The following is a 16108-nucleotide window of genomic DNA, read 5'->3' on the forward strand; positions in this document are numbered from 1 at the left end:
CGCCTCCGAGCGGTCGGGGAGGCGGGTTCAGGCCGGGGGCGCGGCGACGCGCTGGCCGACGACGGCCGAGACGCCGTCCTGCCGCATCGACACGCCGTAGAGGGCGTCCGCGATCTCCATGGTCCGCTTCTGGTGGGTGATGACGATCAGCTGGCTCGAGGTGCGCAGGTCCTCGAAGATGCTGAGCAGTCGGCCGAGATTCGCGTCGTCGAGGGCGGCCTCCACCTCGTCCATGATGTAGAAGGGGCTCGGCCGCGACTTGAAGATGGCGACCATGAACGCCACGGCCGCGAGCGAGCGCTCCCCTCCGGAGAGGAGCGACAGCCGCTCGATCTTCTTGCCGGCCGGCCGCACCGCGACCTCGATGCCGGTGGTGAGCAGGTTCTCCGGGTCGGTCAGCCGGATGCTGCCGGTGCCGCCGGGGAAGAGGACGGGGAACACGTCCGCGAACGCCGCCTGCGTGTCGTCGAACGCGGAGGCGAACACGGTCTGCATCGTCTCGTCGAGCTCCTCGATGATGGTGAGCAGGTCGCGCCGGGTCCCGGTGAGGTCGGCCAGCTGCTCGGTCAGGAACGCGTGCCGCTGCTCCAGCGCGGCGAACTCCTCCAGCGCGAGCGGATTGACGCGGCCCAGCTGCCCGAGCTGCTTCTCGGCCTTCTCGAGGCGGCGGCGCTGCTCCTCGCGGACGTAGGGCCGCGGCTCCTGCTCCACGTCCGTCTCGTCGGGGACGCCGACTCCGGGACCGTACTCCTCCACCAGCACGTCCTCGGTGAGCCCGAGCTCGGACGCGGCGCGCTCGAGCAGACCGGTGAGCTGCAGCCTCTTCTCGTAGATCTGCAGCTCGAGGCCGTGGACGCTCTCGGTGACGGACTGGAGCCGGTCGCGCACGCTCCCCTCCTCGCGGCGGAGCCCCTGCAGCTCGGCGTTCTGCTGCGAGCGCGCCGCCTCGGCCGCGACGAGCTCGGCCCGGGCCTGCTGGACGGAGCGGTCGACGGAGGCGAGGACGGCGGGGAGCGCGGCGGTCACCTCGGCCGCGGCGTCGCGCTGGCGACGGCGGATCACGGCGCGGCGCGCGGCCTCGTCGGCGGCGGCGCGGTCGGCGGCCAGCTGGCGGGCCAGCGCCTCTCCGCGGGACTGCTCCGCCCGCACCCGCTCCTTGGCGGTCTCGACGCCGAGCCGCGCCTCGATCTCGCGCTCGCGTGCGGTGTCGACGTCGCGCTGCAGACCGTCGCGGGCGCTCGCGTCGAGCACCGGCCGGGGCCTGGCGCGCGCGGCGTCGAGCGCCGACCTCGCCTCCTGGGCCGCGCGCTCGGCGTCGCCGACCCGGTCCGAGGCGACGGCCAACGCCCTCGAGCCCCGGCCGTGCTCGGCGGTGGCCGCCTCGAGCTGGGCGCGCACGCCGCCGAGCCGCTCGGTGTGGGCGGCACGGGCGGCGTCGTGCTCGCGGAGGGCCGAGAGCGCGCTCGCCGCCTGCTCCTTCGCGCCGCGGAGCGCACCGGTCTGCTCGGCGAGCTCGAAGCGGAGCCGGTCGATCCCGCCCTCGACCTCCTCCAGCCGGGCGGCGGCCGAGTCGCGCTCGGAGACGAGCTCGATCCGGCTGCGCTGCCCGCCGGAGCCGGCGCTCTGCACGGCGTCGGAGACGGTCGCGCCGTCGCGGGTGACCAGGACGGTGCCCGGATCGATGCCCTCTCTCAGGCGCCGCGCCGCGGCGAGGTGCTCGACCACGAGCACGCGCTCGAGGAGCGAGAGGACCCCGGCCGGCGCCGTGACGAGGTCGCCCGCGCGTTCCGCCCCCTCGGGAACGGTGAGAGCGACGTGCGGCCGGGCGGCGTCGGCGACCAGCAGCTCGACGTGTCCGAGGTCGCGCTCCAGCGCGGCGTCCAGAGCCGCGTCGGCCCGGGCGGTCGACTCGACCAGCACGGCGTCGGCGACCGCGCCGAGGGCGGCGGCGATCGCGGCCTCGGAGCCCGGCCGCACCTGGATCCGCTCGGCGACCCGGCCGCGCACCCCCTCGATCCGGGCGGCGATCAGCTCGGCCGAGCCGTCCGAGACGTCGAGGGCCAGCGACAGGGCACCCGTGCGGGCGGCCAGCGCCTCGCGCTCGCGCTCCAGGGCGTGCAGCTCCTCGCGCAGCCGCTCGATCCCGCCCTCGGCGGCCGAGACCGCGGACTGGGCGAGCTCGTAGCCCTCGTCGAGTCCGCCGTCGGGGCCGCGGCCCGCGTCGTCCAGCTCGGCCTCCAGAGCGTCGAGCGCCCGCCGCGCCGCCTCCTTCCGCCGGTCGGCCGCGTCGAGGGTGTTCTGCGCGCGCAGGACCTCGCCCCGGACGGACGCGAGACGGGAGGCGGCGGTGTCGGCCTGCCCCGAGAGGGTGGAGAGCTCGAGGTCGTAGCGCGAGACGAGGGCCGCCTGCGCGGCGATCTCCTCGTCGACCGCGTCGAGGGCGGAGCGGGCGGCGACGGTCGTGCGCTGCGCCTGGACCCACGCCGTCTCCGCGTCGAGGACGGCCTGCCGCAGGCGCTCCAGCTCGACCCTCGCCTCCTCCACCTGCGCCGGCGTCACGCGCGGCTGGATCTGCGGCTGCTCGGACTCGAGCTCGAGCATGGCGAGCCGCTGCCCGGCGAGGGCCGAGAGGTTGCGCAGCCGCTCCTGCACCGACTCCAGCTCGAACGAGGTGCGCCGGGCGTCGTCGACCGCGTCGCCGACCGCCTCCGCCTCGATCCGCGCTCGCCGGAGCGTCGCCTGCTCGAGCCGCTGCTGCAGGACCACCCGCTCGCTGTGCCGCTCGCTCTCGGTGCGGGCGAAGCCGTCCAGAGCGGTCCGGAGCGCGACCACGTCGTCGGCGAGCAGGCGCGCCCGGGCGTCGCGCACCACGGCGGCGATCGTCTGCGCCTGCCGTGCGACCTCGGCCTGGCGCCCGAGGGGCTTGAGCTGGCGCCGGATCTCGCCCGCGAGGTCGGAGAGGCGGGTCAGGTTCGCCTGCATCGCCTCGAGCTTGCGGAGCGTCTTCTCCTTGCGGCGGCGGTGCTTGAGGATCCCGGCGGCCTCCTCGATGAACCCGCGCCGCTCCTCAGGGGTCGCGTGCAGCACGGCGTCGAGCTGTCCCTGCCCCACGATGACGTGCATCTCGCGCCCGAGACCGGAGTCGCTCAGCAGCTCCTGCACGTCGAGCAGCCGGCAGCCGCGTCCGTTGATCGCGTACTCGCTGCCGCCGTTGCGGAAGAGGGTCCGGGTGATCGTCACCTCGGTGTACTCGATCGGCAGGGCGCCGTCCGAGTTGTCGATGGTGAGCGCGACCTCGGCGCGGCCGAGGGGTCCGCGGGTTGAGGTGCCCGCGAAGATGACGTCCTCCATCTTGCCGCCGCGGAGCGTCTTCGCCCCCTGCTCCCCCATCACCCAGGCGAGCGCGTCGACGACGTTGCTCTTGCCCGAGCCGTTGGGGCCGACGACGCAGGTGACCCCCGGCTCGAAGGCGAACGTCGTCGGCTGAGCGAAGGACTTGAACCCCTTGAGGGTCAGGCTCTTCAGGTACACCCGGCCGCCTCGCTCCCGTCCACAACGCCTCCACGGTAGCCGACGGCCGCGGCCGGGCCGGGAGGCGGAGCCCCGACCGGCCGACGGACCGCCGCGATCCCGCACCGGAACAGGCGCAGGAGGCCGCCGCGGGCGCCGGGACGTGCACACTGGGGTGGTGAACCGCACCTCCGACCCGGCGCTCCGGATCCGCGAGCTCGCGATCCCCGAGGCCGTGGGCGCCGACGGCTGGAGCGACTTCCTCGCCCTGACCGCGATTGGCGACGCGGTGGGGACCGCCCCGGACTGCCGGGCCGTCTACACCTGGAACGCCGAGGAGAACCGACCGATGCTCGCCGTGAACGAGGCCGTCGGCTTCACCCCCGTCGCCCACGAGGGCCAGTGGAGGAAGGAGCTCTCATGACCCCGCTCGTCGAGCCCGGACCGCCGCTGACCGCCGCCGAGCGCGAGCGGTTCGCCCGGCAGATCCGCCTGGCGCCCCTCGGGGAGCTCGGACAGCGGCGCCTCCGGAACGCGCGCGTGCTGATCCTCGGCGCGGGCGGCATCGGCTCGCCGGTGATCACGGCGCTCGCCGCGGCCGGGATCGGGCGGCTCGGCATCGTGGACGGCGATGTCGTCGAGCTCTCGAACCTGGCGCGGCAGACGGCGCACGACGACTCCTCGGTGGGCCGGTCGAAGGCGGAGTCGGCGGCGGCGACCGCGCGGCGGCTCTCCCCCGGCATCGACGCCCGGGCCTTCCCGGTGTCGCTGACCTCGGCCAACGTCGACGCCCTGGTGGCGGGCTGGGACGTCGTGGTCGACGGCTTCGACACCTTCGGCGCGCGCTACCTCGCCTCGGACGCGACGACGCGCGCCGGGATCCCGCACGTGTGGGGATCGGCACTCGGCTTCGACGGGCAGCTCTCGACCTTCTGGGCCGGCGCCCCGGGCGGAGGGGTGACCCTGCGCGCGCTGCACCCCGAGGCCGAGGACGCGGGTGACAGCTGCTCGACGGTGGGCGTGCTGGGCGCGCTCTGCGCGCTGATCGGCTCGGCCATGGCGGCCGAGGTCGTGAAGCTCGTGACCGGGGCGGGCGAGCCGCTGTTCGGTCGCGTCCTCGTGCACGACGCTCTCGACTCCTCCTGGGCCGAGCTCCCTCTCGAGCGGCGGGTGCCGCCGGTCCCGGAGCGGCGGGCCGCGGCGGGCTCGATCACGGCGGCCGAGCTGCGGGAGCGGCTGGCCGGGCCGACGCCCCCGAGCGTGGTCGACCTCCGCGAGGACGACGAGGACCGGTCCGTCGCGGTGCCCGGTGCCGTGCGGATGCCGATGTCGCGCTTCGACCCCGCCGCTCTGCCGGCCGGTCCGCTCGTGCTGCACTGCGCCTCCGGGGTCCGGTCGCGTCTCGCGGCGGAGCGCGCGGCGGCGGCGGGCGTGGCGTCCGACTCGCTCGACGGCGGGATGGCGTCGTGGCGGGAGCGGTGACCCGCCCCGCGGCCGCGTGCGCCGCGGAACGGGAGGGGTGAGGCGCACCCAGCGCCCTGCCGATCGGCGACCCGGGATGTTCGGTGCTCGCAGCGGAGAGGATCCGTCCTTCTCCGCGGATCAGGGCGGAGCAGTGTCCGAAGCTGATCGGCGGTGGCGTGCTCGCGGCCACCGTTCCGAGGAGAGCACCCATGCCGACGCCTTCACCGCACTCCGCGCGGCAGGCGGCGCTGCTCGATCCTCCCGACCCGCTCGACCCCGGCGCGGAGGCGTGATGCCCGAGGTCTGGAGTCCCGCCGAGAGGCGGCTGCGTCGGCTCGGCTGGATTCCGCGGCGCCCCCTGCCGCGAGGTGCCGTCTGCGACGCGATCGTCTCGCCGCGCCTCAGCCTCAGCCGCGCCTGGCTGCAGACCGGGGAGTTCGAGGTCCTCCCCCATCCCGGAAGGCTCCGCGTGCTCTTCAGCCTCGACGGGACCGGCCGCCTCTCCGCCCGGGGCCGCGACCACCGGCTCCCGGCCGGCAGCGCTCTCGTGACCCGCGCCTCGACGGTGCAGTACGCGGCGGCGCTCAGTCCGTGGGCGCGCTTCGAGTGGCAGCTGCGCCCCTCGGTGCTCCGCGCGAGCGAGTTCGCCTCGCTCACGGACCGGGTCCTCGCCCTCCCCGAGGCCTACTGGCGCGCACTCACCGGTGCGGCGAACACCGTCCTCAGTTTCGGCGTCGAGCCCTCGGACGCGGCCTTCGAGCACTTCGAGATCGCGAGCGAGCACCTCCTGGCCTCGGCCTTCTCGGCGCTGCTGCCCTCCTCTGACCGAGAGGACCGGTCCCCCGCCGCCGTGTATGCGAACGGCACGCGCCTGATCGAGCGGCACTACCGCGACCGCTCCTTCACGGTGGAGACGCTCGCGGAGAGTCTCGGCGTGTCGGTCAGCCACCTGCACCGGGCGTTCTCGGCCGCCGGCACCACCCCTCGTCAGCGGATCGAGCGTGCGCGGGCCTTCGAGGCGCAGCGCCTCCTCGACGAGCTCGGCCCGCGGGCGGCGACGGACCTGGACCGCGTGGCGCGGTCGGCCGGCTTCAGCTCGCGGATCCACATGCAGCGGACCCTCCGCCGGATAGACGACGCGGGCTGACGTGCGCCGCCGCGTCCCCCGCGCCGGACGGGCTCCCGGCGAGGAGGCGCCCTGAGCGGCTCCCCCGGCCCGGCGGCGCGACGGAACGTCCACGGTCGGGCATGGAATCTCGTCGCGGCCCGTTCCGCGTCGACCGGAGGCCGGACGTTCGGCAGGATCGGCGCGTCCACCACCCCTCGCAGGAAAGAAAGAAAAGGAACACCATGCCGGACACCAACTCCCTGGACCCGACGGCAGCGCACTCGCGCTCCCTCCCCCCGCGGATCGACTCGACCCGCGGGGGGCCCGCCCGGCGGACGATCATGTCGGGTGCGGCCTGGTCCGTCCCCGTCGTCGCCGCGGCGGTCGCGACCCCCGCGGCCGCCGCGTCCACCGGCCTCACCCTCGCCTTCGACGCCCCGGCGTACTCCTTCCCCGCCTGCACCACGAGAACGGTCTCCGTCCTCGCCACGACCAACGGTGCTCCCGCTGCCGGCGACACGGTCACCATCACTCTCCCCGCCGGCCTGACCAGCGGCGGCGCGCAGACCGTCAGGGCGACGACCGGCGCGGACGGACGCGTGAGCATCCCGGTCACGGCCGGGAACGTGGCGCAGAACGGCATCACCCTCTCCGCCGTCTCCGGCGCCGCGGGCGCGACGGCGACCGCGAGCACCACCGCGACCACGGGGACCGCCGTCCGGTACGTCACCGACGGCGGAGGGACGACGCCGGAGTCGAACGGCAACGTGCCCTCGGGAGCCAAGACCGTCGGACCCCGGTACTACCTGACGGAGTCGGGCGAGCTCTATCACGGCGGGGGGCGGATCGCGCGCGGCGTCACCAGCGTCCAGGGCTTCCGCGACGAGCAGAACCGCGACGTCGCCGACTTCGTGGTCGACGGCGTCTTCTACCGCTTCGTCACCGGAGACGCCGCGCCGAAGGCTATCGGGAGCGGCGTGCCGGCCGGATCGACGGTCCATGCGCCCGCCTTCTACGTCACACCGAACGGCGAGCTGCGGCGCGCCGGCGGAGCCCTCGTGACCACCGGAGTGACGAGCGCGGACTCCTTCCGCGACCAGAGCAACAACGACGTCATCGACGTGATCGTCGGCTCGGAGCTCGTCCGCTACATCAACTCCACGAAGAACCAGGTCTACGCCAGGAACGTTCCGGCAGGATCGACGGCCTTGGCGCCCTCGTACCACCTGACGCCGGACGGGCGCCTCTTCAACAGCAGCATCCTGGTCGCCACCGGGGTGACCAGTGCCGACGCCTACCGCGATCGACAGAACCGTGACGTCGTGGACGTGATCCAGAACGGCGCTCTCGTCCGGTACGGCGCGTTCGCGGACAGGACGCAGCCGCAGATCCGCGTCGCCTCCGGTGTGCCCTCCGACGCCACCATCTACGCGCCGGACGCCTACGTGACCCGGGACGGCCGGGCCTTCGTCAGCGGCGTGCTGGTCGCCACCGGAGTCTCCTCGGCGTTCGGATTCCGCGACGTGCAGAATCGCAACGTGCTCGACACGATGACCAACGTCCTGTGCCCGTGACGCACGGGATCGGCCGCTGATCCGGTCCTGCCCCGCCGCACGCGGGTCCGAGGGAGGCGTCCCGCGGGTCCCTGTGCGGCGGGACAGGACCAGTCCGTCCTCGGGATGCAGCGTCCTCCAGAAGCGCGGACGCACCTGCTGCGGACCGCGCGGAGCGGACGCACCGGTCCGGTCGAGGACGGCTCGTCACGGAGGGCTCTTCGGGGTCAGCCGCCGGCGAACGGCGGCAGGACGTCGACCGCGGCATCGGGACGCAGCGGCGTGGCCCTGTCCGCGGTCGACACGCCGTCGACCAGGTAGGTGCACCGTGCGAGCACGTCGGCGGCCGAGGGCGCGGAGGCGACGAGTCGCTCCTCGAGAGCGCCCAGGTCGGGCACCTCGTCGAGCTCGTCGGAACCACGGCCGAGGGCGGCCTTGGCCGCCGCGAAGTAGCGGACCCGCATGCTCATCCGCCGATCGCGCTCATCGTGCGCTCGGGCTGCACGAAGCCCGCCCGGTTCATCTCGTGTCCCGCGGGCTTGGCCCACATCGCCCCGCGCCAGAGCTGGGCGACCTCGTGGTCGTCCGCGCCCGCGCGCATCGGGCCGAGCAGGTCCGTCTCCTCGTTCGAGAAGAGGCAGCTGCGGACACCGCCCTCGGCGGTGAGCCGGGTGCGGCGGCAGTCGTCGCAGAAGTTCTCGGTGACGGACGCGATGATCCCCACCTGGCCGAGCACCTCGGACCCCCCGGCCTCGCGGACGTCGAAGAGCTCGGCGGGGGCGCCGTCACGGGGGGCCGCGTGCGGGCTGAGCGAGAAGCGCTCCGAGAGCAGCGCCCGGATGTCCGCGGCGGTGATCATGGTCGCGCGGTCCCAGCCGTGGTCGGCGTCGAGCGCCATCTGCTCGATGAAGCGGAGCTGGTGGCCTCCCGCGAGGGCCCAGGCGAGCAGCTCCGGGGCCTCGTGGTCGTTGATCCCGGGCAGGAGCACCGCGTTGATCTTGGTCTGGTCCAGGCCGGCGGGACCGAGCGCGTCGATGCCCGCGAGCACGCGGTCGAGGAACGGGCGACGGGTGACCTTCGCGAAGGTCTCGGCGCAGATCGAGTCGAGCGAGACGTTGACGCGGTTCAGGCCGGCGTCAGCGAGCGCCGCCGCCCGACCCGACAGGCCGATCGCGTTCGTGGTGAGCGAGATCTCGGGGCGCGGGTCGAGGGAGGCGACGTCGCGGATGATGTCGACGAGGTCCTTGCGCAGGAGCGGCTCGCCGCCGGTGAAGCGGATCTGGCGGACGCCGAACTGCTCCACGGCGATGCGCGCGAGGCGGAGGATCTCCTCACGGCTCAGCAGGGACGCGGGCGGCTGGAACGGCAGGCCCTCCGCCGGCATGCAGTAGGTGCAGCGCAGATTGCACTTGTCCGTCAGCGAGATCCGCAGATCGTCCGCGACGCGCCCGTAGGTGTCCAGGAGGAGCGGGGTGGCGGGGCGGTCGGCCGGGAGGACCGCGCTGCGCTGTCGGGGCCGGAAGCCCGGGATCCCCAGTGCTGTGCTCATCCGCTCACACTACGCCGCGGAACCGGGCGCGACCCGGCAAGATGGACTCGGTCCCGCCGCCGGTCGGGCTCCGCCGCTCGCGAGAGGACACGATGACCTCGATCGACCTGCACGCCGCCCGGGTGCGGGCGCTGCTCGCGCCGCTGGCCACGCGGGGCGCCCGCGAGACGCTGAGCCTGGATCCGGCCGCCGTCGCCGCCGATCCGGGCGCGTACGACCGGCGGGTCCTCACCCGCTCCGTCGACTCCCCGCTCGACCTGCCGCGCTTCGACAACTCGCAGATGGACGGCTTCGCGGTGCGGGCGGCCGACCTCGACGCGGCGGCGCCGGAGCATCCCGTCGCCCTGCCCGTCTCGGCGCCGATCCCCGCGGGCGACCGGGCGCCGCGGCACGAGCCCGGCACGGCGACACCGATCATGACCGGCTCGCCGCTGCCGGAGGGGGCCGACGCCGTCGTCCCGGTCGAGCGCGTCGATCCTCCGCGCTTCCCCGCGGCGGGCAGCGTCGCCTTCGCGCACCCGGTGGTGCCGGCGACCTTCGTCCGAGCCAGGGGCAGCGACGCCCGCCGCGGCGAGCTCGCCCTCCCGGCCGGCACGGTCCTCCGCGCGGCCCACTACGGACTCCTCGCCTCCCTCGGGCTGACCGAGGCGGAGGTGCTGCCGCGACTCCGGGTGCTCGTCGTCCCCACCGGCAACGAGATCCGTCCCGCAGGCGCCGTCCTCGAGGAGGCGCAGATCCACGACGCGAACGGCGCCCTGCTGGCCGAGGCCGTCCGCGAGGCGGGCGCGCTGCCCGTCGTCGCCGCCTGCACGAGCGATCGGGCCGAGGACCTCCTGGCGCTGCTCGAGGAGCACGCGGGCGCGGCCGACCTGGTGATCACGGTCGGCGGTGTCAGCGCGGGCGCCTACGAGGTCGTCCGCGACGCGCTCGGCCCGGCGGGCTCGGAGTTCGGCCACGTCGAGATGCAGCCGGGCGGCCCGCAGGGCCTCGGTCTCGTGCGCGTGGCCGAGGGGCTGCACCTGCCGGTGGTCTCGCTTCCCGGGAACCCGGTGAGCGCCCTGGTCTCGTTCGAGGTGTTCCTCCGGCCCGTGCTGCGCTCGCTCGCGGGACGGACGCCCGCCGAGCGGCCGCGGCTCCGTGCGCGCCTCGGCACGGCGCTCGACTCGCCCGCGCACCTGCACCAGATCCGCCGCGGAGTCCTCGACGACGAGGGCCTCGTGCACCCGGTGGGCGGGCCCGGCTCGCACCTGCTGGCGTCCTACGCCCGCTCCACCGTGCTCATCCACGTCCCCGTCGGGACGGACCACGCAGCGACCGGCGACACGGTCGAGATCTGGAGGATCGATGACTGAGAGCGATCGGCTCACCCATGTGCGCGGCGACGGAGCCGTGCACATGGTCGATGTGAGCGCGAAGGAGGTCACGGCGCGCACCGCCGTCGCCGAGGGCTACGTCGAGACCTCACCCGAGGTGGTGCGGCTCCTCGAGCAGGGCGAGCTGCCCAAGGGCGAAGCGCTCGGCGTCGCGCGGATCGCCGGGATCCTCGGCGCGAAGGCGACCTCGACCCTCATCCCGCTCTGCCACCCGCTGGCGCTGGACGGCGTCGACGTGGACCTCGAGCCGCAGGACGGCCGCGTCCGGATCGAGGCGCGCGTGCGCACGACCGGGCGCACCGGCGTCGAGATGGAGGCGCTGACCGCGGTCAGCGTGGCCGCCCTCACGGTCTACGACATGATCAAGGCGGTCGATCGCGGTGCCGCGATCACCGGCATCCGTGTGCTCGCGAAGGCGGGCGGGAGGAGCGGCTCGTGGACGAGCGGAGGAACCCCGTGACGCGGCGGGCGGTGGCGGTCGTCGCCTCCACCCGTGCCGCCTCCGGCGTGTACGAGGACCGGACGGGACCGGCGCTGGAGGCCTGGTTCACCACCCGCGGCTGGGAGTCCCGGGTGGTCGTCGTGGCCGACGGCGACGCGGTGGGCGAGGCGATCGCCGACGCGATCGCCAGCGGAGTCGACGTGGTCGTGACAACCGGCGGGACGGGCGTCGCCCCGAGCGACGTCACCCCGGAGCAGACCGCCCCCCTCCTGGAGCGGCCCCTGCCCGGCCTCGCCGAGGCGGTGCGCGCCAAGGGCGCCGCCCACGTCCCGACCGCCGTGCTCAGCCGCGGGCTCGCCGGCGTCAGCGGCCGCACCGTCGTGGTGAACCTCCCCGGCTCCCCCGGCGGCGTCCGCGACGGGATCGACGTGCTCGACCCGGTGATCGGGCACCTGCTCGACCAGCTCGGAGGCGGCGACCATGCCCGCTGAGCCGGTCGCCCTCGCCCGGCTCGCGGCCGAGGCCATCACCGTCGACGAGTGCGAGCAGGCGGTCGACTCCCCGACGCACGGCGCCGTCGTGACCTTCGCGGGCGTCGTCCGCGACCACGACGAGGGCCGCGGCGTGCTCCGGCTGTCCTACGAGGCGCACCCGGACGCCCCCGCCGCACTCCTCGCCTCCGCCCGCCGCATCGCCGAGCGCTGGCCCGACGTCCGCATCGCCGCCGTGCACCGGATCGGCGACCTCGTGGTCGGCGACCTCGCCCTCGCCTGCGCCGTGGCCTCGGCCCACCGCGCAGCGGCCTTCGAAGCCTGCGCGGCACTGGTCGACGACATCAAGGCGTCGGTGCCGATCTGGAAGGAGCAGTCCTTCGTCGACGGCAGCTCGGAGTGGGTCGCGAGCCTCGGCTGATCTTCCTTCGAGCCCGTCCCCGCCGGGCTCGGCGCGGTCGGCCGGAGAGGGTGGTCACGTTTCGCAGAGCGGGGAGCGATCGCCTAGATCGATCCGCTGGCACGCAGATCGATCGTTCGGCTCGAGGGTGTTTCATACCGAGCCCGTCCCCGCCGGGCTCGGCGCGGTCGCGGTGCTCGTCCCCGAGCCCGTCCCTGCCGGGCTCGGCGCAGTCGGCTTTCCAGGGCGGCTGCGATTCGCAGAGCGGGGAGCGACCGCCTAGATCGATCCGCTCACACGCGGATCGATCGTTCGGCTTGAGGGGAGAGCGAGGGGGTGGCGGGTCGACATCGGGAGGTCGCCCACTGATCCGCAAGGACGGGGCCCGAGGTGTGGCGCATCGGATGGCGGATCCGCCGGGGGGACGGGGAGCGGAGCCGCGGCAGGACGGGGTGGGGAAACACGGGCGTCACACGGGTGGGGTTCACTGGGGGGAGACGCCCGACGGGCGCGGGACGGAGGCGCGGCATGGACCTGAACACGATCCAGCGCGTCCGGGTGGTGCGCGAGCGCTCCGAGCTGGCGGGCCGCGGGCCGCGCTCAGCGGTCATCGGAGGCGGCTCCTGGGTGTTCTCTCTCCCCCACGACCACCTCGACGAGCTCCTCGACCTGCAGGGATTCGCGTGGGAGCCGATCGTGCGCACGGACGCCGGGCTCTCGATCGCGGCGACCTGCACGCTCAGCGAGCTCGCCGCGATGCCCGACGCGGGCGACACCGCCCATCCGCTCTTCTTCCAGTGCTGCACGGCACTGCTGGGCTCCTTCAAGGTCTGGAACGTCGCCACTGTCGGCGGCAACATCGCCAACGCCCTGCCCGCCGGACCGATGATCAGCCTCGCCGCCGCGCTCGACGCCACCGCCCTCGTCTGGCGGGCCGACGGCTCGGACGTCGCCGTTCCGGTCGCCGAGCTCGTGACCGGCAACATGACCACCTCCCTGGCCCGGGACGACGTCATCCGCTCGATCGAGTTCCCGCTCTCCTCCCTCCGGGCGCGCACCGCGTTCCGCAAGACGGCGCTCTCCCCTCTCGGACGCTCCGGCGCCGTCGTCATCGGCCGCCTCGACACCGACGGCGCGTTCGTGCTCACGATCACCGCGGCGACCGTCCGGCCGGAGCGGCTCCGCTTCGCCGCCGTTCCCTCCTCGGCCGAGCTCGCCGCGGCCGTCGACGGCGTCGCGACCTGGTTCACCGACCCGCACGGAGCCGCCGACTGGCGCCACGCCGTCGTCCGCGTGCTCGCCGAGGAGATCCGCACCGAGCTGACCGGAGGCGCCCGATGAGGTTCACCGTCAACGGGGAGCCGGTCGACGCCTCCCCCCGCCCCGGCCAGGTGCTGCGCACCCTCCTCCGCGACCACGAGCACTTCGAGGTGAAGAAGGGGTGCGACGCCGGTGACTGCGGCGCCTGCTCCGTCCTCGTCGACGGGACGCCGTTCCACTCCTGCCTCTACCCCGCCCACCGCGTCGAGGGGCGCGAGGTGACGACAGCGGCCGGCCTCGGCACGCCCGAGGAGCCGAGCGCGGTGCAGGAGGCGTTCGTCGAGGCCGGCGCGTTCCAGTGCGGCTTCTGCACGGCCGGCATGGTGGTCACGGCCACGGCGCTCGACGGAGTCCGCGCCGAGGACGTGCCGCGGCTGATGAAGGGCAACCTCTGCCGGTGCACGGGCTACCGCCCCATCCGCGAGGCCGTGACGGGCGCCTGCGCGTCCGGGCACGGCGCGCACGCGGCCGAGCCGTCCGGAGCGGATCGCACGGAGGCCCCGGTCCGCGGACGGCACGCGGCCCCGCCGTCGGGTCTCACCCCCGTCCGCCGCACCGGTCGCCCGTCGGCCGAGGAGTCCCGGGTCGGCCGCTCGCTCGGCGCGCCCGCCGGCCGGCGGATCGTCCAGGGCCGCGAGCCGTTCACCCTCGACGTCGCCGTGCCCGGCCTGCTGCACCTGAAGGTCGTCCAGAGCCCGCACGCCCACGCGCGCATCCGCTCGATCGACACGGCCGCCGCCTGCGCGATGCCGGGCGTCGTCGCGGTCCTGACCGCCGAGGACGTCCCGGACGTCCTCTACTCCACCGCCCGCCACGAGTCCCGGCTCGACGACCCGGACGACACTCGCATGCTCGACACCGTCGTCCGGTTCCGCGGGCAGCGCGTGGCCGTGGTGGTCGCGGAGTCGGTGGCCGAGGCGGAGGCGGCCTGCCGCGCCGTCGAGGTCGACTACGAGGTGCTGCCCGCCGTCTTCGACCCGGAGGAGGCGCGCTCGGCCGGCGCGCCGCTCCTGCACGCCGACAAGGATCCGATCGCCTCGCGCATCGCCCGGCCGGAGGCGAACGTCGTCGCGGAGCTCCACGGAGAGTACGGGGACGTGGCCGCCGGACTCGCGGAGGCCGACGTGGTCGTCGAGGGCCGGTACTCGACCTCCCGGGTCGCGCACACGGCGCTCGAGACCCACGGCACCATCGGCTGGCTCGAGGGCGGAGAGCTGGTGCTGCGGACCTCGACGCAGGTGCCCTTCCTCGTGCGCGACGAGATCGCGCGCCTGTTCGACCGCGATCCGTCGACCGTCCGCGTCTTCACGGCACGGGTGGGCGGCGGCTTCGGCGGCAAGCAGGAGATCCTGACGGAGGACGTCGTCGCCCTCGCCGTGCTCGCCACCGGCCGGCCCGTGCAGTTCGAGTTCACCCGGAGCGACGAGTTCACGATGGCCCCCTGCCGACACCCGATGCGGGTCGGCGTCACGCTCGGCGCCCGGCGCGACGGACGGCTGACCGCCCTCGCCGTGGACGTGCTCTCGGACACCGGCGCCTACGGCAATCACGGACCCGGCGTGATGTTCCACGGCACCTCGGAGTCGGTCGCCGTCTACAGCGCGCCCAGCAAGCGCGTCGACGCGCAGGCCGTCTACACGAACAACCTCCCCTCGGGGGCGTTCCGCGGCTACGGCCTCGGGCAGGTGATCTTCGGCATCGAGTCGGCGATGGACGATCTCGCCCGCGAGCTCGGGATCGACCCGTTCGAGCTGCGGCGGATCAACGCGGTGCGCCCGGGCGAGCCGCTGGTGGTCACGCACGTCGAGGGCGACGACATCGGCTTCGCCTCCTACGGCCTCGACCAGTGCCTCGACCTCACCGAGGCGGCCCTGGCCGGCGGCGGCGGCTCCCCCGCCCCCGACGGACCGGGGTGGCGGACAGGGCAGGGCACGGCACTGGCGATGATCGCCACCATCCCCCCGCGGGGCCACTTCTCGGAGGCGACCGTCACCGTCGACGCCGAGGGAGTGCTGACGATCGGCGTCGGCACGGCCGAGTTCGGCAACGGAACGACCACCGTGCACACGCAGCTGGTCGCGAGCGCCTTCCGCGCCTCGGCCGACCGGGTGCGGATCCGCCAGTCCGACACGGACGCGGCCCGCTACGACACCGGAGCGTTCGGCAGCGCCGGCACGGTGGTCGCGGGCAAGGCCGTCCACTCGGCCGCGACGCGCCTCCTCGCCGAGCTGCAGGCGCTCGCCAAGCGGCTGACCGGGCACGACGAGACCTTCGAGCCCGACGACGAGGGCCTGCTCGCTCCGGACGGCACCCGGGTCGCGTTCGCCGATCTGGTCCGCGCGGCCGGCGGACCGGTCACCGCGACCGGGAGCGAGGACGGCGCTCAGCGCTCGCTCGCGTTCAACGTCCAGGGCTTCCGCGTCGCGGTGCACGAGCCGACGGGCGAGGTGCGGATCCTGCAGTCGGTCCAGGCGGCCGACGCCGGCTTCGTGATCAACCCGGCGCAGTGCCGCGGGCAGGTCGAGGGCGGAGTGGCGCAGGCGATCGGCTCGGCGCTGTACGAGGAGGTGATCCTCGACGGCGAGGGCACCGTGACCACGGCGATCCTCCGGAACTACCACATCCCGCAGATGGCGGACGTGCCCGAGACCGAGGTGCTCTTCGCGGACACCGCCGACGAGCTCGGGCCGTTCGGCGCGAAGTCGATGAGCGAGGCGCCCTACAACCCGGTCGCCCCCGCACTCGCCAACGCCGTCCGCGACGCGATCGGCGTGCGGCCGACCGAGCTGCCGCTCTCCCGCGACCGGATCTGGCGGCTCCTGCACCCGGACGCCGCCCCGGTCGCGTCCGTCGAGGCGGAGGCGCCGCCCGGTTGAACGACGACGGGCTGAGCGCCGA

Annotated in this window: 13 protein-coding genes; 10 read left to right on the plus strand and 3 right to left on the minus strand. The window is 74.7% G+C overall.

Annotated elements, in window-relative coordinates; translation table 11 throughout:
• Positions 1–27: 27 nt before the first annotated feature.
• The gene (smc, locus tag C5C49_RS01590) at positions 28–3531 is read right to left on the minus strand and encodes a chromosome segregation protein SMC (protein ID WP_104345256.1); all 3504 of its coding nucleotides are present in this window, start codon (positions 3529–3531) and stop codon (positions 28–30) included.
• 157 nt (positions 3532–3688) lie between these two features.
• On the opposite strand from smc, the gene C5C49_RS17430 reads away from it, so the two are divergent.
• The 4 genes from C5C49_RS17430 (at position 3689) to C5C49_RS01610 (ending at position 7656) form a co-directional block, all read left to right on the plus strand.
• Positions 3689–3934, plus strand: a complete 246-nt coding sequence (locus C5C49_RS17430) for a hypothetical protein (RefSeq protein ID WP_181028756.1) — start codon at positions 3689–3691, stop codon at positions 3932–3934.
• Positions 3931–4992, plus strand: coding sequence for a ThiF family adenylyltransferase (locus C5C49_RS01600; RefSeq protein WP_104283551.1), 1062 nt, complete (start codon positions 3931–3933; stop codon positions 4990–4992). Before C5C49_RS17430 ends, C5C49_RS01600 begins: the two co-directional genes overlap by 4 nt.
• Positions 4993–5266: 274 nt before the next feature.
• A complete protein-coding gene (locus C5C49_RS01605; protein ID WP_104345257.1) occupies positions 5267–6121 on the plus strand; it encodes an AraC family transcriptional regulator in 855 nt (284 codons plus the stop codon).
• Between the two features lie 203 nt (positions 6122–6324).
• Positions 6325–7656, plus strand: a complete 1332-nt coding sequence (locus C5C49_RS01610; RefSeq protein ID WP_104345258.1) for a hypothetical protein — start codon at positions 6325–6327, stop codon at positions 7654–7656.
• A gap of 206 nt (positions 7657–7862) precedes the next feature.
• On the opposite strand, the gene C5C49_RS01615 is transcribed toward C5C49_RS01610, so the two are convergent.
• The gene (locus C5C49_RS01615) at positions 7863–8105 is read right to left on the minus strand and encodes a MoaD/ThiS family protein (protein ID WP_104223924.1); all 243 of its coding nucleotides are present in this window, start codon (positions 8103–8105) and stop codon (positions 7863–7865) included.
• A complete protein-coding gene (gene moaA, locus C5C49_RS01620; RefSeq protein ID WP_104226889.1) occupies positions 8102–9184 on the minus strand; it encodes a GTP 3',8-cyclase MoaA in 1083 nt (360 codons plus the stop codon). Before moaA ends, C5C49_RS01615 begins: the two co-directional genes overlap by 4 nt.
• A gap of 92 nt (positions 9185–9276) precedes the next feature.
• Here moaA and glp point away from each other — a divergent pair, with 92 nt between their 5' ends.
• From glp to C5C49_RS01650, 6 genes are all read left to right on the plus strand, one after another.
• On the plus strand, positions 9277–10536 hold the full coding sequence (glp, locus tag C5C49_RS01625) for a gephyrin-like molybdotransferase Glp (RefSeq protein ID WP_104345302.1): 1260 nt from the start codon (positions 9277–9279) through the stop codon (positions 10534–10536).
• Complete coding sequence (gene moaC / locus C5C49_RS01630; RefSeq protein ID WP_104232482.1) at positions 10529–11017, plus strand: cyclic pyranopterin monophosphate synthase MoaC; 489 nt, start codon at positions 10529–10531, stop codon at positions 11015–11017. The genes glp and moaC overlap by 8 nt, the downstream gene beginning before the upstream one ends.
• On the plus strand, positions 10993–11490 hold the full coding sequence (locus tag C5C49_RS01635) for a molybdenum cofactor biosynthesis protein B (protein WP_258062296.1): 498 nt from the start codon (positions 10993–10995) through the stop codon (positions 11488–11490). Before moaC ends, C5C49_RS01635 begins: the two co-directional genes overlap by 25 nt.
• The gene (locus tag C5C49_RS01640; RefSeq protein ID WP_104232481.1) at positions 11480–11911 is read left to right on the plus strand and encodes a molybdenum cofactor biosynthesis protein MoaE; all 432 of its coding nucleotides are present in this window, start codon (positions 11480–11482) and stop codon (positions 11909–11911) included. Before C5C49_RS01635 ends, C5C49_RS01640 begins: the two co-directional genes overlap by 11 nt.
• 507 nt (positions 11912–12418) lie before the next feature.
• Entirely contained in the window at positions 12419–13231 is an 813-nt protein-coding gene (locus C5C49_RS01645) for an FAD binding domain-containing protein (protein ID WP_104345259.1), read from the plus strand.
• Positions 13228–16086, plus strand: coding sequence for a molybdopterin cofactor-binding domain-containing protein (locus C5C49_RS01650; protein ID WP_104345260.1), 2859 nt, complete (start codon positions 13228–13230; stop codon positions 16084–16086). The genes C5C49_RS01645 and C5C49_RS01650 overlap by 4 nt, the downstream gene beginning before the upstream one ends.
• Positions 16087–16108: the final 22 nt, after the last annotated feature.

This window comes from Rathayibacter sp. AY1E2 (assembly GCF_002932325.1).
Classification (GTDB): Bacteria; Actinomycetota; Actinomycetes; order Actinomycetales; family Microbacteriaceae; genus Rathayibacter.

What these genes read in the sequence shown, in the direction of transcription:
- moaA (WP_104226889.1), bottom strand. Translation starts at nt 9,184, where the DNA reads ATGAGCACAGCACTGGGGATCCCGGGCTTCCGGCCCCGACAGCGCAGC.
- glp (WP_104345302.1), top strand. Translation starts at nt 9,277, where the DNA reads ATGACCTCGATCGACCTGCACGCCGCCCGGGTGCGGGCGCTGCTCGCG.
- C5C49_RS01645 (WP_104345259.1), top strand. Translation starts at nt 12,419, where the DNA reads ATGGACCTGAACACGATCCAGCGCGTCCGGGTGGTGCGCGAGCGCTCC.
- moaC (WP_104232482.1), top strand. Translation starts at nt 10,529, where the DNA reads ATGACTGAGAGCGATCGGCTCACCCATGTGCGCGGCGACGGAGCCGTG.
- C5C49_RS01610 (WP_104345258.1), top strand. Translation starts at nt 6,325, where the DNA reads ATGCCGGACACCAACTCCCTGGACCCGACGGCAGCGCACTCGCGCTCC.
- C5C49_RS01605 (WP_104345257.1), top strand. Translation starts at nt 5,267, where the DNA reads ATGCCCGAGGTCTGGAGTCCCGCCGAGAGGCGGCTGCGTCGGCTCGGC.
- C5C49_RS01640 (WP_104232481.1), top strand. Translation starts at nt 11,480, where the DNA reads ATGCCCGCTGAGCCGGTCGCCCTCGCCCGGCTCGCGGCCGAGGCCATC.
- C5C49_RS01615 (WP_104223924.1), bottom strand. Translation starts at nt 8,105, where the DNA reads ATGAGCATGCGGGTCCGCTACTTCGCGGCGGCCAAGGCCGCCCTCGGC.
- C5C49_RS01650 (WP_104345260.1), top strand. Translation starts at nt 13,228, where the DNA reads ATGAGGTTCACCGTCAACGGGGAGCCGGTCGACGCCTCCCCCCGCCCC.
- C5C49_RS01600 (WP_104283551.1), top strand. Translation starts at nt 3,931, where the DNA reads ATGACCCCGCTCGTCGAGCCCGGACCGCCGCTGACCGCCGCCGAGCGC.